The sequence below is a fragment of the Anaerovibrio lipolyticus LB2005 genome, assembly GCF_000621545.1.
In the GTDB taxonomy this organism is placed as follows: domain Bacteria; phylum Bacillota; class Negativicutes; order Selenomonadales; family Selenomonadaceae; genus Anaerovibrio; species Anaerovibrio lipolyticus_A.
Map to the genome: position 1 here is coordinate 162,285 of NZ_JHYA01000006.1, position 13,861 is coordinate 176,145.

The 13,861-nt window shown below is 40.9% G+C and carries 11 protein-coding genes; 10 read left to right on the forward strand and 1 reads right to left on the reverse strand.

The genetic code is table 11. The features are described 5' to 3' along the window. Positions 1-64 precede the first annotated feature (64 nt). The 7 genes from T355_RS0107305 to T355_RS13930 all read left to right on the forward strand — a co-directional run bounded on the left by T355_RS0107305 (position 65) and on the right by T355_RS13930 (position 8,686). A complete protein-coding gene (locus T355_RS0107305; protein ID WP_027397187.1) occupies positions 65-496 on the forward strand; it encodes a hypothetical protein in 432 nt (143 codons plus the stop codon). A 116-nt stretch (positions 497-612) separates the two neighbouring features. Then, a complete protein-coding gene (locus tag T355_RS0107310; RefSeq protein ID WP_027397188.1) occupies positions 613-1,992 on the forward strand; it encodes an S-layer homology domain-containing protein in 1,380 nt (459 codons plus the stop codon). Positions 1,993-2,013: 21 nt separating this feature from the next. Continuing rightward, a complete protein-coding gene (locus T355_RS0107315) occupies positions 2,014-3,750 on the forward strand; it encodes a ShlB/FhaC/HecB family hemolysin secretion/activation protein (RefSeq protein WP_027397189.1) in 1,737 nt (578 codons plus the stop codon). A gap of 189 nt (positions 3,751-3,939) precedes the next feature. Further along, positions 3,940-4,302 (forward strand): hypothetical protein, encoded by a 363-nt coding sequence (locus tag T355_RS13915; protein WP_051555455.1) that lies wholly within the window; start codon positions 3,940-3,942, stop codon positions 4,300-4,302. Between the two features lie 110 nt (positions 4,303-4,412). Then, on the forward strand, positions 4,413-5,258 hold the full coding sequence (locus T355_RS14765; protein ID WP_027397190.1) for a DUF7005 family protein: 846 nt from the start codon (positions 4,413-4,415) through the stop codon (positions 5,256-5,258). 68 nt (positions 5,259-5,326) lie between these two features. After that, the gene (locus T355_RS14770; RefSeq protein WP_051555456.1) at positions 5,327-6,079 is read left to right on the forward strand and encodes a response regulator; all 753 of its coding nucleotides are present in this window, start codon (positions 5,327-5,329) and stop codon (positions 6,077-6,079) included. Between the two features lie 18 nt (positions 6,080-6,097). Then, positions 6,098-8,686, forward strand: a complete 2,589-nt coding sequence (locus tag T355_RS13930; RefSeq protein ID WP_051555457.1) for an ATP-binding protein — start codon at positions 6,098-6,100, stop codon at positions 8,684-8,686. A 92-nt stretch (positions 8,687-8,778) separates the two neighbouring features. Here the strand turns inward: T355_RS13930 and T355_RS0107340 are convergent, their stop codons facing one another. Beyond that, on the reverse strand, positions 8,779-10,407 hold the full coding sequence (locus tag T355_RS0107340; RefSeq protein ID WP_027397191.1) for an SGNH/GDSL hydrolase family protein: 1,629 nt from the start codon (positions 10,405-10,407) through the stop codon (positions 8,779-8,781). A 190-nt stretch (positions 10,408-10,597) separates the two neighbouring features. Here T355_RS0107340 and murB point away from each other — a divergent pair, with 190 nt between their 5' ends. From murB to T355_RS0107355, 3 genes are all read left to right on the forward strand, one after another. Continuing rightward, entirely contained in the window at positions 10,598-11,515 is a 918-nt protein-coding gene (murB, locus tag T355_RS0107345; RefSeq protein ID WP_027397192.1) for a UDP-N-acetylmuramate dehydrogenase, read from the forward strand. After that, positions 11,515-11,979, forward strand: a complete 465-nt coding sequence (locus tag T355_RS0107350; RefSeq protein ID WP_027397193.1) for a CYTH domain-containing protein — start codon at positions 11,515-11,517, stop codon at positions 11,977-11,979. Before murB ends, T355_RS0107350 begins: the two co-directional genes overlap by 1 nt. A 194-nt stretch (positions 11,980-12,173) precedes the next feature. Then, positions 12,174-13,847, forward strand: a complete 1,674-nt coding sequence (locus T355_RS0107355; protein ID WP_027397194.1) for a ShlB/FhaC/HecB family hemolysin secretion/activation protein — start codon at positions 12,174-12,176, stop codon at positions 13,845-13,847. Positions 13,848-13,861 lie beyond the last annotated feature (14 nt).

Below are 13,861 nucleotides of genomic sequence, written 5' to 3' on the forward strand. Positions count from 1 at the left end.
CTTATCTGATTTAAATTTTAGATAAGGGGCTAAGTTATATTTAAATTAATAAGGAGGATGCATAATGAACAAGAATGCAGAAAATTTCAAAAAATATTTGGAGGAAAAGGACATCAAGATTTTTCAGGTAGAAGAAATAGAGGGCGATGAAAGGGAAACTGTAGTATTTCGTTCTAATATTTCCGTGGAGGGGCAGCAGCTTCCTACAGCAGTTATTATTGACAATAGTGTATTTGCGACCATTCGCGTCCAGATTTCTCCAAAGGCAGTAACCGAGGAAAACCAGCTTGATTTACTGAAGCTTATTAATGGTGAAAATTTGCAGTATAAACCATTTAAATTCTATTTTGATGATAACGGTACTCTTTTAATGGACATCTGCCTTGTGGTTCCTGACGATGATTTGAAGGGTGAAACCGTTTACCTGATGTTTGAGGTTATTATAAACTACCTTAATAATTCATATCGCAACCTTATGAAGACAATTTGGAAATGAAATCTGAACTTTACAGGAGCAGGTAAATAGGGAAAGCAGGCTCAGGCTGCCCCTCTTCGTAGTAAGGAAATGGCGGCTGCCAGGGCGGAGCTCCATTATTTGAGGGAACTACAGCCATGAAATTTCAGACTGCCATAAAAAGTGTGTTCGTTATATATCTGCTCTGCCTTTTTTCCATTGGCAGAGCAGAGGCAGCCAATCATTTTCGGGATGTTCCTGCGGATCATTGGGCCTACGATGTTCTGGATGAATTGCATTCACATGGTATTGTTCAAGGCTTCGGTGACAATAGTTACCGAGAAAACCGTAACATGACTCGCTACGAAATGGCACAAATTACAGCAAGAGCTATGGCCTGTGCAACTGATATAAGGGACAAGGATTTGATTGACCGTCTATGTGCTGAATTTCAAGAGGAATTGAAAGATTTAGGTGTACGGGTTAAGGAACTGAAAAAAAATGTCGATGCCGTGAAATGGACGGGGAGAGCGAATTATCTATTTACAAGTGACAAAACAGAAGGAAGAAGAACCAGGGAAAAATCTACTTTTTCTTTTCGCATGGAGCCTACTGCCAAAATCAACAAGCACTGGAAGGTAAATGGTCGCTTGGATATGTCTATAAATATAAACCGTAATTCTACAGGAACAGTTCGTCTGAACCGGGTATGGGCAGAGGGAAAATATGGAAACACTGTTATTCGCTTAGGTAAAGTACCTCTTTCCACCAATGAGAATGGTATTGTCCTGGAAAGCTCTTTTACTGGATTCACGGTGCAAACAGGTAAAAGTTGGAAGGTGCTGCTTCTAGGAGGAAGGCTGAATATGTCAAAAACTGGCGCCTACCGTGCCAGTATGGGATATTCCAGGGAACTGAGAGCAATGGGGATGCCCAAGGAGGCAGCGGAAGTGCGGGCTATGGCTCGTGATCCCGCCACCATTTTTGGAGTAAATCTTCAGTACAAGACAAATAAAAATTTTTTTGGTGGTTTGGGTTATTACCATTTAAGCTCCAAGGCTTATAATTTTATCACTGATATGGATAACAAAAGCAAAGCTGGCGTTAACATTGGTTCCATAAATCTAGGTTATCGCTTCTCTCCCAAATGTGTACTGACGGGAGCCTATGCCAAGGCCTATTACAGCAAGGACCCGGATGTGATTGAAGGTTTTGGAAATATGCAGGATTACTCCTGGGAGGTGGAGCTTTCTTATGGCAACTATCGTAAAGCCAGTAAGAAGGGAGAGTGGAAAGCATATTTGGCTTACAGTAATTACGGATATATTTCTTCCGTAATACCCGCCAGCAGCAGTATTGATGATATGTATGATGACGATACGGGCATTGCCAACTGGGGAGAACGGGGCTGGGAAATCGGCGGATCATGGGCATTAGATAAAAATGTAGGCTTGGTGGCCAGTTACTTTTGGGGAAGCTCCATTACATCCCATCGACGCATGAAATCTGTGTTGGCACGGTTGGAAATGTTTTTTTAAAAAATCAAGAAGGGTCGAAATATGAGAGCAAAGCGAAAAAATAGATATATTGGTTTAAAATTCAATATGTTGTCTAACATTACTCATTCTATTGGAGTGAAGAAAGTATTACCAGCGTGTTTGGCCATGCTGGCACTAGTCGGATCAGAGGTACAGGCAGAGCCTCCTGTTCCTGCGGACATTTTGCCGGGTGCGTCTAATCCAGGTGTGCAGCTGGATCAAGCCAGGGAGGCCATGGAGCGTGAGCGCATTGCTGAACAGATAAAGGAAGATGAAGCCACTCGCAACGAACAGGTGGAGGGTGTGCCGGAAAATGAGCCTCAATCTGCTGACGTTGAAATGAAATTTGATTTGAAAAAAATTGAAACTGACCCTTCAATGGTTTTAAAACAGGAAGAAATTGATAATGTCACTTCCCCTTATGTAGGCAAATCCATAACCGTTAAAGATTTATATAAAATCATTGATGATATCAATAATTTATACATCAAGAAAGAATATATGACCTGTCGGGCCTTTTTGCCACCTCAGACCATCCATGAGGGGGTTGTTCATATAAACCTGGTGGAGGGCCGTACAGGCAATGTTACTGTGGAGGGCAACAAATCCACCAACACCGGCTATATAACAAGCTGGTTCCCGTTGAAGGAGGGAGAGATTGCCAATACTGGTACATTGAACCGCTCCTTGCAGCGTTTTAATGGTACCAATGATGTGGCTCTCAGAATTAAAATGCAGGCTGGTAAAAAGGAAGGGACTACAGATTATGTTCTCTATGCCTTTGAACCAAAGCTGCATAATTTTACCCTTTATAGTGACAATAACGGTTATGAAACCAGTGGCCGTTACCGCTATGGCTTCTTCTATAACTGGCGCAGTGTCACTGGAAGACGTGACAGCTTGCGTCTAAGCTATTTGCACAGCTCCGGCTCAAATGCCTATAGTATTGGTTATACCTCTCCTTTGGGCACCAGTGGCCTAAAGCTGGATTTGGATTACACTGGCAATAAGAATGAAGTAGTAAGTGGCGATTTGAAGCCCCTCGGCATTGAGGGCGATGCCAAAGCCTATAGTGTTGGATTGCGATTCCCATTGGCAGTAACCAATACAAATCGCTGTGAGCTGGGTCTTACCTATCTCAGCCAGAAATCCAAGACTACCTTGGGACATGGAAGGATTCCATGGATGGACGACAAACTCACCCGCTACAATTTATATGTAGCCTTTACAAATTATGGTAAAGATTCCGTATTTTATCATCGATATGGTCTGATGCGTTCCAACAAAACGAATATGTACGGTGTTAAAGAAAATGTAAATCTTTACCAGATAAATATGTACTGGCGTAAGGGACTACCCAATAAACATGCCTTTGTTACCCGATTCAGTGGTCAATTTGGTGACAAGTCGTATATGAGTACCACCAACCGTTTTTATGTAGGTGGTATGAATACAGTACGAGGCTATGAGGAAAGCTTTATAAGCGGCGACAAGGGCTTTGCCCTTGGCTTGGAATACCATTTCCCTATTAATGGGGATAAACTCCATGGCTTTACCTTCCTTGATTATGGCTGGGTAGACGGCGGTTATGCTATTCCAGGGGCTAATACTCTTATGAGTACAGGTGTTGGCGTTATTTGGGAGAATAATAATGACTTTAATGCCAGCCTGCTGTTAGGTGTGCCATTGAAAAGAGATGTAGGTGGCAAGAAAACAGACAGTGTAAGATTGCAGTTTAGTATCAGCAAGACTTTTTAATCTAAATTTACATAATAGTTAACTTAAAAAAGGATTTTGATGTTTTTTGTAGAAGTAACTACCTGAGAAAGTTTAAACTACCTTATATGGCAGTTTGGTATCTGGGGGAGGCGGTTACTGGTAAATACAAAACAGTATCATAATTGTTTCCGTTTTTTATCAATTTTATGTAACAGGAGGAATTTGTTTATGAGAAAATTTAACTTGCACAAACTGTTGTTAGCTTTCGTTATGGTTTTAGGCTTGACCTTCATGTGTTCATCCACTGCAGATGCAAAGGAGTTGGCACTGGTAAATAATACCGGTTCTACTATCGTGGTATTAAATTGCTCACCTACCATCAGCAATCAGTGGTATGAAGATGTACTTGGTAACTCCGTTTGGGAAAATGGCACCACTGTTACTATAGATTTTGATCGTTGGGCATTGTGTGAGACTTGGGATTTCAAGGTTCATTACACCAATGGTGAAACCGAGGATTGGCGTAACGTTAATGTAAATGATGTAAATACCATTATTTTGCAGCCTAATGGTGTAAATACCTATCTTTAATTAAAAGGTATAAAAAAGTTACGATAAATGAAACAGCCTCTCATTTTCGGGAGGCTGTTTTTGATAATAAATATTAGCTATTTATATTTTAGATAAACTAAGGATGAATTATGAATTTGCAGGAAGAAGCATATATAAACTATTTAAAGCATTGTTATGATGTACCTAATGAATTACCCAAATTACCACTTGAGGATGAGCCTTATGTGGCTATGTGGCAAAAGGCAGAGGGAAAATATGTACTCGATTTTTTAAAGGAGGCCTTTGGACTCCCGGTTTCCAATTATCAATGGGAAAATAAGGAAGATTTACGTATTTCCTTTGCTGAAACCCTGGGGGGCCGGCTTCCAGTTATTACCACCAGGAGCCACAGGGATTTTCTTTATATGGATGCATTATTAAATGGTCGTGAAAATATCAGGGAGCTTCCTGCCACGGTAAATGCTTTTACAATGCAGACAAAAGCTACTAATATTTATAGACATCGTATTATCCTATTGAATTTTGCCCCTTATAGCAATATTTCACCTGAAAAAATGGGGATTCCGTTAGAGGAGTGGCTTGTACTCTCCCAAAAGCTTCGTCTTGCCCATGAGAGTGCCCATTATGAGACGTTGCGCCTTTTTGGTGGTATGAAAAATCATCCTCTGGATGAAATTGTTGCCGATGCCTTTGGACAGATAGCAGCATTTGGCAATTTTAATGCTGAAAGACAACGCCTGTTCTTCGGTCTGGAAAAAGGAAGGAATACTTGTAACGGCAGACTATCTTTTTATGTTGCAAATATTCCGGAGGAAGAACGGGGAAAAATATATAATGCAGTGAATATCGTACTGGATAATGTGGAAACAGAATTTCAAACTAGGTTATCCCATCAGGAAAATAAAATAGAAATATTAACAGCATTGGCTGGTAAAAGTATCTTTGACAGATTAGGGAGCAATGACTTAATATAAAGAAGGAATTAAGGTCATACACATAGAATTGATAGGAAAGCAGAAAATAATATAGGGGGTGCCTAGATATGGATATAGATTTTAGCATTGTGTTAATTTTATTTAAACCTAGTGTAGTAGCAAAGGCTGTTGAACGTAAGCTCAAGGAGTGCGACTACAACGTAATAACTGTTGTAGGTGAATTTGATAAAATCAAGGAAATGGCAGAATCCGCATTGTTGTTCGTTACCTATCTGCCAGGGGATATTGCCGATGATCAGGAGGAAATGGAGATACTGGATAACATTCAGGAACAGCTATGGTATACCAGTACAAATATGCTGCTGATTGGTGAGAAGAAGGACCGTCAGCGTCTGATGCAGCATAATCATCGCCTGGAACATTTTGCCTGGCTGGACCGTCCGCTTAAGATGGACGAGCTGGAGCAGGTTGTTTTAAATACTATTTATACCGGGGGAAAGAAAAAAATTCTCATTGTGGATGACAATCCATCCTTCTCCAAGATGGTTACAGAATGGATAAAGGATGATTATCAGGTATATAGTGTCACAACTGGAATGGATGCCATCACCTTTTTGCTGAAAACTCCGGTGGATTTAATTTTACTTGACTATGAGATGCCGGTGGTGGATGGACCACAGGTTTTCCAGATGCTGCGCCAGGAGCAGTCCACTAAACGTATCCCTGTTGTTTTTCTGACTGGTGTGGGTACCAGAGAAGGTGTTGAACGGGTTATGGCCCTTAAACCAGATGGTTATATTTTAAAATCCACTACCAGAAGCAGCTTGCTGGAGAGTATACGGGACGTTATTACAGAGTAATGGAGAGGAGTAATCTCTATGTTTTATCTGGCTTTAATTGGACTACTGGCTATACTCATTCTTTTGCTTGTAAATTATGATATTTTATTTCAGCAGGGAAGTAATCAAAATATTCCTGCCGTAAAAATTTACAGGAGATTTCTGTATGCTGTTTTGGCATATTATATTACCGATACGCTGTGGGGCGTTTTTAGTGAGCTGAATTTATTTAACTTGCTCTTTGCCAATGTGGTTATATACTATATTGTCATGGCTGCGGGCATACTCACTTGGACGCGGTATGTGGTTACATATTTAGGTGAGGATCACAAATTTGGAAAGTTCCTTCTCTGGACGGGACGCATTTTCTTTGTAGTTATTACACTGGCATCTCTTGCCAGCATATCTACTCCTGTGCTGTTTTGGTTTGATGATGCCGGCGAATATCATGCATGTCCAGCACGATATGCACAGCTTGTTTTCCAGATCGTGATGTTTCTGTTGACATCTGCTTACACCTTTAGTGCTATGTTAAGGCTGGAAGGAACTATAAAGAGGCGCCATCGGACCATTTGCCTGTTTGGATTGGTTATAGCAATAGCCCTTATCCTTCAGCTGGAATTTTTATTCCTTCCAATGTATACCATTGGTTATATGCTGGGAACCTGTTTGTTACACACCTTTGTTATAAGTGAAAGAGTAGATGAATACCGCCGGGCCAGTCTGGAATCCCTGCGCCGGGAAAAGGAGGCTGCTGAACAGGCTTCTCAGGCCAAGAGCGAATTCCTTTCCAATATGTCCCATGAAATCCGTACACCAATTAATGCGGTTTTAGGCATGAATGAGCTGATTCTCCGTGAATGTGAGGATGATAATATTCTGTCCTATGCGGAAAATGTACGAAGCTCGGGCAATACCCTGTTGGGACTGATAAATGATATTTTGGATTTCTCGAAAATTGAGGCTGGTAAAATCGATATTATTCCTGTGGATTATGATCTTTCATCCACCCTTAATGATATGGTGGTCATGATTCACAACAGGGCTGACGATAAAGGACTGGCCTTTAATGTTAATTTTGATTCAAATATACCGAAGCAGCTTTTTGGCGATGAGGTACGTGTAAAGCAGGTTATCACAAATATCCTGACGAATGCGGTAAAATACACAGAAACAGGCAGTGTGACCTTTTCTGTTGGATATGACCGTTGTGAAGACGACCCTGATAGTATCATTCTCCATGTGAAGGTGAAGGATACGGGTATCGGCATAAAGCCGGAGGATATGGAAAAGCTATTCTCCAAATTTGAGCGCATAGAGGAAAAGCGCAATCGAAACATCGAAGGCACTGGCCTTGGTATGACCATTACCAAAAATCTGCTGGATATGATGGGAAGCTACTTGCAGGTAGAAAGCACCTATGGTGTGGGTACCACCTTCTTCTTCGATTTACGACAGAAGGTTGGCAAGTGGGAGCCATTGGGAGACTATAGGACATCCGTTAATGTGCTTTTAAAGGAGCATAAGAAATATAAGGAGAAGTTCACGGCACCAGATGCTAATGTATTGGTAGTGGATGATAATTCGATGAATCTGACAGTATTCAAGAGTCTTCTGAAGCGTACCAAGATAAAAATTGATACAGCAGACAGTGGTGATGAAGCACTCCAGATGACCAAGAGCAAGATGTACGATATGATTTTCCTGGATCACATGATGCCTGGTAAAGATGGTATTGAAACCCTCCATGAGATTAAAGAGCAGGCTGAGGGATTAAATGACTGCACCGTGTCTGTATGTCTTACCGCCAATGCCATATCCGGGGCAAGAGAGCAGTACATAGCAGCTGGCTTTGATAATTATCTTACCAAGCCAATTCATCCTAGCAAGCTGGAGGATATGCTGATGGCTTATCTGCCAGGGGATAAGCTAATAATTTCCGGGGAAGATGATGTTGATACCGATGATGAGGATGAACAGGACAATCTTCCTGCCGAATTGGCACCGCTCAAGGATCAGGACTGGATTGATTTGGCTGTTGGAATAAAAAACAGCGGCAGTTCAGAATATTATATGCCATTGCTGAAGATTTTCTATGAATCCATAGAGGAAGATACAGGCATTGTAGATGGGTTCTATACTGATGGTAATATAAATGACTACACAATCAAAGTTCACGCAATGAAGAGCTCTGCCCGGCTTATTGGAGCAGAGGCCATTGCTGAGGAGGCCCAGCTGCTGGAAAACGCCGGCAAGGCTGGGGATCTTGACTATATCAACCAGCATCATAAAGACTTTATTGCGACCTACAGAAGCTTTAAGGAGCCATTATCCTTAGTTTTCACGGAAGATGATGCGGAAAATAAAGCTGCAAATGATGTGGAAGAGGATGTCAACGATAACACGGAGGATGATATGCCGGAGGCAGATGCAGAGCTGATGGACACTGTATATGAAGAAGTCAAGGCATCCGCTGAAGCCAATGATGCAGAAAGCATAGAGGCTGTATTTGCAGAAATAGAAGGCTATCGTATTCCGGATTCAGACGCTGAGCTTTGCCAAAAGATAAGGTCTGCGGCAGAGAATTCAGATTTTGAAGCCATCTTAACCCTCTTATCCGAAAGATAATTAAACACAATACAAAATACCAGCCACCAAGGTTTACAGCCTCGATGACTGGTATTTTTTACTGAAAATATTTATGAATCAAAAAATCTTGCTTACTGCTTAAATACTTCCTTGTGGGAATTAATAACTTCTGCCATAATCATTTTGCCCATTATATCAGGATGAAGCCCATCATTGGCAAAGGCCGGATCCATAAAGGTGTGGGTATAATCATAGAAATATGGCTCCAGGTCAATGTAATACGGTTTAGTCTTAATATAGGCATTGATTTTTACCATTTTGGAATACCAGTTAGGATCCGTTGGTGTTCTGAATGCCAGCATTATATTAGCCGGATTAATTGGCGGCAGTGTAAGCATAATCGGCCTGATATCGTTGGATACACACTTTTGGTAAATTCCCTCCAGATCTGCAATTACCATTTCAGCGGTGATATAGGAATCCCTAAGACAATTTGAGCCCGTAAGTATTATAAGATTAACTGGTTTAATTGGCAGAACATCGTCGTCAAAGCGGTCAAGTGACATTTTTGATGTATCGCCACTACGACCAATATTAATGGCAGGAAAATCAAGATATGTGGTATAGCTGTATTGCATGCTGCAAGGAGAAAAGGATACAGCACCGCCGCCGTGAGTAATACTGTCGCCAAAGGCTGCTGCAAACGGACGGGTGAGATGATTTTCAACCTCAAAGGTATCTGTATCGGAGAATACACCAATGGTTTCCCCCTTTAAATTTACAGCCCGTACACGCCAGTAATATTTCCCGGCATATCTTCTAGGATATTCATCATAACAACTAAAGGAGTCTGTCACTGTTTTTGCCCAGGCACGATGAGGGGTGGCCACTGTGTTGTTTTCCTCCACAGGAGGCTGTGCCATAAGCTCTACCTCATATCTGTCAGCCCCAAACATTGGTATCCAGTGGAATACAGGATAAATTGGCTGTTTAAAGCCTGGCATTACATCAAAATTATTAAGTAGAGGCTTATTTGGTATTGGCTTGGATGAATCCACCATAATCTGCTCAGCGGTGGAGAATACGCCAATAGGCTCCTTTCGAAGATTCAGGGCTCTGACACGCCAGAAAAGGCGAGGCTGATTCAGATAAGGTCTGAGATCTATTTGAATACCATTGGTAAAAACCTTCTGGGTTGACATCAGATGGTTGGTCTTGGATAAGGTAATAGTATTTTCCTCATCTGGTGGACCAGAAAGAAGCTCCAGCTCATAAAGAACTCCATCGGGAATGCTGTGCCAAACAAGATATGGAATAGGGCTGGCCGGATTATCTGCAGTATATTTATATATTGGAATAGGTCTAATTGGATTATTGTAGTTTGGATTTGCTACAAAAATTTCATCAGAGGACAGCTTGCCAAAAATACCATAGGCGGTAATCTTATAGTAGGTAGGTATCGCAGTAGTAGGAACATCATAGTTATTTTCAAAGGTATATTCCTCTTTTAACCGATGATATTCAGGGCTGTTCGGCACCTTACCAGTGGTTTTTGAATACACATCCACCTTATAAAAGCAAGGATATGGATAACGGGTCCAGTCCATGGTCATTTTGCCGTTTTCTTCAGTGAAGGTGGCCTCTATTTTAAAATTCTTTAAGTTAAATAAATCAGTTTTTTCTGTTAAAAACACACATAATGCTGTGAAGCATAGTGTCAATAAAAGAAAAGTAATAAAACCGACAATTATTTTACGCATTACAAATTCACCTATAATTAAAATAAACTCACAAAGTAGATTATAACCCAATTATTCATATTTTTCCATAAGCGAAATATTCCATATAAAGTAACAGGAATCAACTCTTTTCAAATCGGCAGGAAACGAGTATAATATAGAGGTTAATTAAGTTGTTAAGAACAAATTTACTAATTGGAGAAATGATGTAATGGAAATTAATCAGGAATTTGTTGATGGCATAAAGAAAATTTTACCTGCAGAACAGTTTTATATAAATGAACCAATGAGCAAGCACACCACATTTAATATTGGTGGTCCTGCTGATTATCTAATTTTTCCCGGTAGCATGGATCAGCTTCAGGCGGTAGTAAAGCTCATGAACCAGTGCGATATACCTTTTACTATTCTTGGTAACGGTTCCAATGTGCTGGTTTTGGATAAAGGCATCAGAGGTGCAGTAATTAAATTCCATGCACCAATGTCCTACAAGCGTTGTGAAGGTAATAAGATTATTGCTGGTGCTGGCGCATATCTTAAACATATTTCCCAGTATGCCGCTGAAAACAGCCTTACTGGTATGGAATTTGCTTGCGGTATTCCTGGTTCCCTTGGTGGTGCCGTATTTATGAATGCTGGTGCCTACGATGGGGAAATGAAGAACGTTGTAAAGGAGGTTAAGACCGTAACTGCTACTGGCAAGGTTTTAACTTACGGTCCTGATGAGTTTAACTTTGGTTATCGTCATAGTGTTTTCCAGGCTAATGGCCAAGCCATTGCAGAGATTACCCTTGAGCTGCAGCCAGGCAACAAGGAAGATATTCAAGCCAAGATGGATGATTATACTGCCCGTCGTGAAAGCAAGCAGCCTCTTGAAATGCCAAGTGCCGGCAGTACCTTTAAGCGTCCCGAGGGCTACTACGCTGGAACCTTGATTGACAGCACTGGCTTGAAGGGCCTACAGGTGGGCGGTGCCCAGATTTCCACTAAGCATGCTGGATTCGTGGTTAATTCCGGCCATGCCACAGCCCAGGATGTCCTTGACCTTATAAAGGAAGTACAGGATAGGGTATACAAGGAAAAGGGCGTAAAGCTCTATCCAGAGGTTCGTATTATCGGAGAGCAGTAATGGGTATTGAAATAGAGCGTAAATACCTCATAAATAAAGATAAATGGCAGCCCAAGGATGAAGGTGTAAGCATTCGTCAAGGCTACCTCTGTACTGACAAGGAGCGCACTGTTCGTGTCCGTACCAAAGGAAAAAAAGCCTATCTCACCATTAAAGGTGAAAATAAGGGGATTTCCCGTATGGAAATGGAATACGAAATCCCCTTTGAGGATGCCACGAAGCTACTTGATAATCTATGTCATAAGCCACTTATAGAAAAAACACGTCATATAGAGGAGCATTTGGGCCATACATGGGAAATTGATGTTTTCTTCGGTGATAATGAGGGCCTTATAGTGGCGGAGGTGGAGCTTTCATCTCCTACTGAAGAAGTAAAGCTGCCAGACTGGATTGACAGGGAAGTGTCGGATGATAAGCGGTACTATAATTCCAGTTTATGTTTAAAGCCTTATACAACATGGTAAAGCAGAACCAGTTAATACTGGTTCTTTTTTATTTACTTTTTAAAAAATAATTTTAAGTATTATGATTATTATGTTATTAATAATAAAAGAATTAGGACCTTTGATTTATACACATAGTAAAATTGTGTGGTATAATTTTAACTGTTGTGTAAAATAGGTTATTTACTACGTTGAGGTGATTAATTCTTTATATTATGAGTAAGAAATTAAGTTTTTTAGGTTTGGGACTTTCCCTTTTGATGCTGCCATATAATGAGGCTACAGCAGCTCCATTTGAAATGCCGGATGCTGGTGTTATTTCTTCAAATATAAATAAGGAGAGAAATTGGAAGCCGAAATCTGATACTGATGATGTAGAGGTTAATATTGACCTTGGCCAGCAGAAGCTGGGTGATAATAAAATTAAGGTCAAGGTAAAGGAATTGCGGTTGGAGGGCAATACCATTTTTACCAGCAGTGAGCTGATGGAGCAGGTGGGACACCTTATTACTCCACAAATGACCTTTAATGATATGCTGCAAGTAAGTCAGGCCATTACTGATTATTATCGTAAGCATGGTTATATGACTACCATTGCGTATCTGCCAACTCAAAATATTACAGAGGGAATAGTCACAATAGAGGTTATGGAAGGTGCTTATGATGATATTTCCTTTGAAAACTCCTCTGAACTTTTAACTAGCAGAGCAGAGGGATTAACCCATAGAGCCAAGAAGGACAGAGTTATCAATAAGCATGAGCTGGATCGGATGCTGTTCATTTTAAATGATATACCTGGCGTAAAGGCTCACGCATTTCTGTCACCTGGAAAATCCAACGGTGAGGCATATACTGTTTTCAAACTTACCACCACGGAAAAGCAGGGTGGCTTTATTTATGTGGATAATTTTGGCAACCACTACACAGGCAGAAATCGTATTGGTGCTTTGTACCATTGGAATAATCTGAGTCACGTGGGGGATCAGCTCCAGCTTGGTTATATGCGCAGTACCCAGTATGATGATTTGCAGAATTATTCCATAAAATATGAGTTGCCTGTTTTTAATTATGGTACCTTTGCCTCTCTGGAATATTACAGAACAGACTATGAGCTGGGTGAGAAATATCGTCCGTTGCATGCTTATGGTAAATCAGATACTTTTAGACTGGCTACACGAACACCATTAAAGCGTACTTTGGATAATAATTTATATTTTAGATTCAATGTGGAATATACCAGACTGACAGACCGTATTGGATTCTGGAATACCGATTCCCAAAGACATCTTTATGGCATACGCTTCGGCTTGGACGGAGATTATCGTACCAAATGGTTTGCCTCAAATTATAAGGTGATGCACACCATTGGTCGCGCTGTGATGGATACTCCTTATGCTAAGGACGGAGATGTACTTGGTACAGAGGGAAACTATCAGAAGACCACTTTTGATTTTTATCATATTCAAAAGTTAAATGATAAACTGACAGCCCATCTTACTCTGTCAGGGCAGAAGTCGTGGAATAATCTGGATTCCTCCGAGAAGTTTTATATTGCCGGCTACAATGGTGTAAGGGCATTCCCACAAGGTGAAGCCAGCGGTGATGACGGTTTTTTGGGTTCCTTTGAACTGCGTCAAGCATTAGGTAACTCAAATTTCAAGCTAGCTGCATTTTATGATGTGGGCTGGGTAAATATGGTCCACAATAATCCATTTGGCAATAGTGAATCCCGTTATCTTCAGGGTGCAGGCCTTGGACTTATTTATCAGCAGCCGGGGGACTGGTATGTAAGAATTGATTATGCTATGCCTATAGGTGATCGCTATTCAAACAGCTACGGTCATGATATGGATGGTATATGGTGGTTCCAGGCTGTAAAGAAAATTTAAATACCTTTTCATTA

Coding starts and splice junctions, on each gene's coding strand:
- murB (WP_027397192.1), top strand. CDS start 10,598: ATGGAAATTAATCAGGAATTTGTTGATGGCATAAAGAAAATTTTACCT.
- T355_RS13915 (WP_051555455.1), top strand. CDS start 3,940: ATGAGAAAATTTAACTTGCACAAACTGTTGTTAGCTTTCGTTATGGTT.
- T355_RS0107310 (WP_027397188.1), top strand. CDS start 613: ATGAAATTTCAGACTGCCATAAAAAGTGTGTTCGTTATATATCTGCTC.
- T355_RS0107355 (WP_027397194.1), top strand. CDS start 12,174: ATGAGTAAGAAATTAAGTTTTTTAGGTTTGGGACTTTCCCTTTTGATG.
- T355_RS0107340 (WP_027397191.1), bottom strand. CDS start 10,407: ATGCGTAAAATAATTGTCGGTTTTATTACTTTTCTTTTATTGACACTA.
- T355_RS14765 (WP_027397190.1), top strand. CDS start 4,413: ATGAATTTGCAGGAAGAAGCATATATAAACTATTTAAAGCATTGTTAT.
- T355_RS0107305 (WP_027397187.1), top strand. CDS start 65: ATGAACAAGAATGCAGAAAATTTCAAAAAATATTTGGAGGAAAAGGAC.
- T355_RS0107350 (WP_027397193.1), top strand. CDS start 11,515: ATGGGTATTGAAATAGAGCGTAAATACCTCATAAATAAAGATAAATGG.
- T355_RS13930 (WP_051555457.1), top strand. CDS start 6,098: ATGTTTTATCTGGCTTTAATTGGACTACTGGCTATACTCATTCTTTTG.
- T355_RS0107315 (WP_027397189.1), top strand. CDS start 2,014: ATGAGAGCAAAGCGAAAAAATAGATATATTGGTTTAAAATTCAATATG.
- T355_RS14770 (WP_051555456.1), top strand. CDS start 5,327: ATGGATATAGATTTTAGCATTGTGTTAATTTTATTTAAACCTAGTGTA.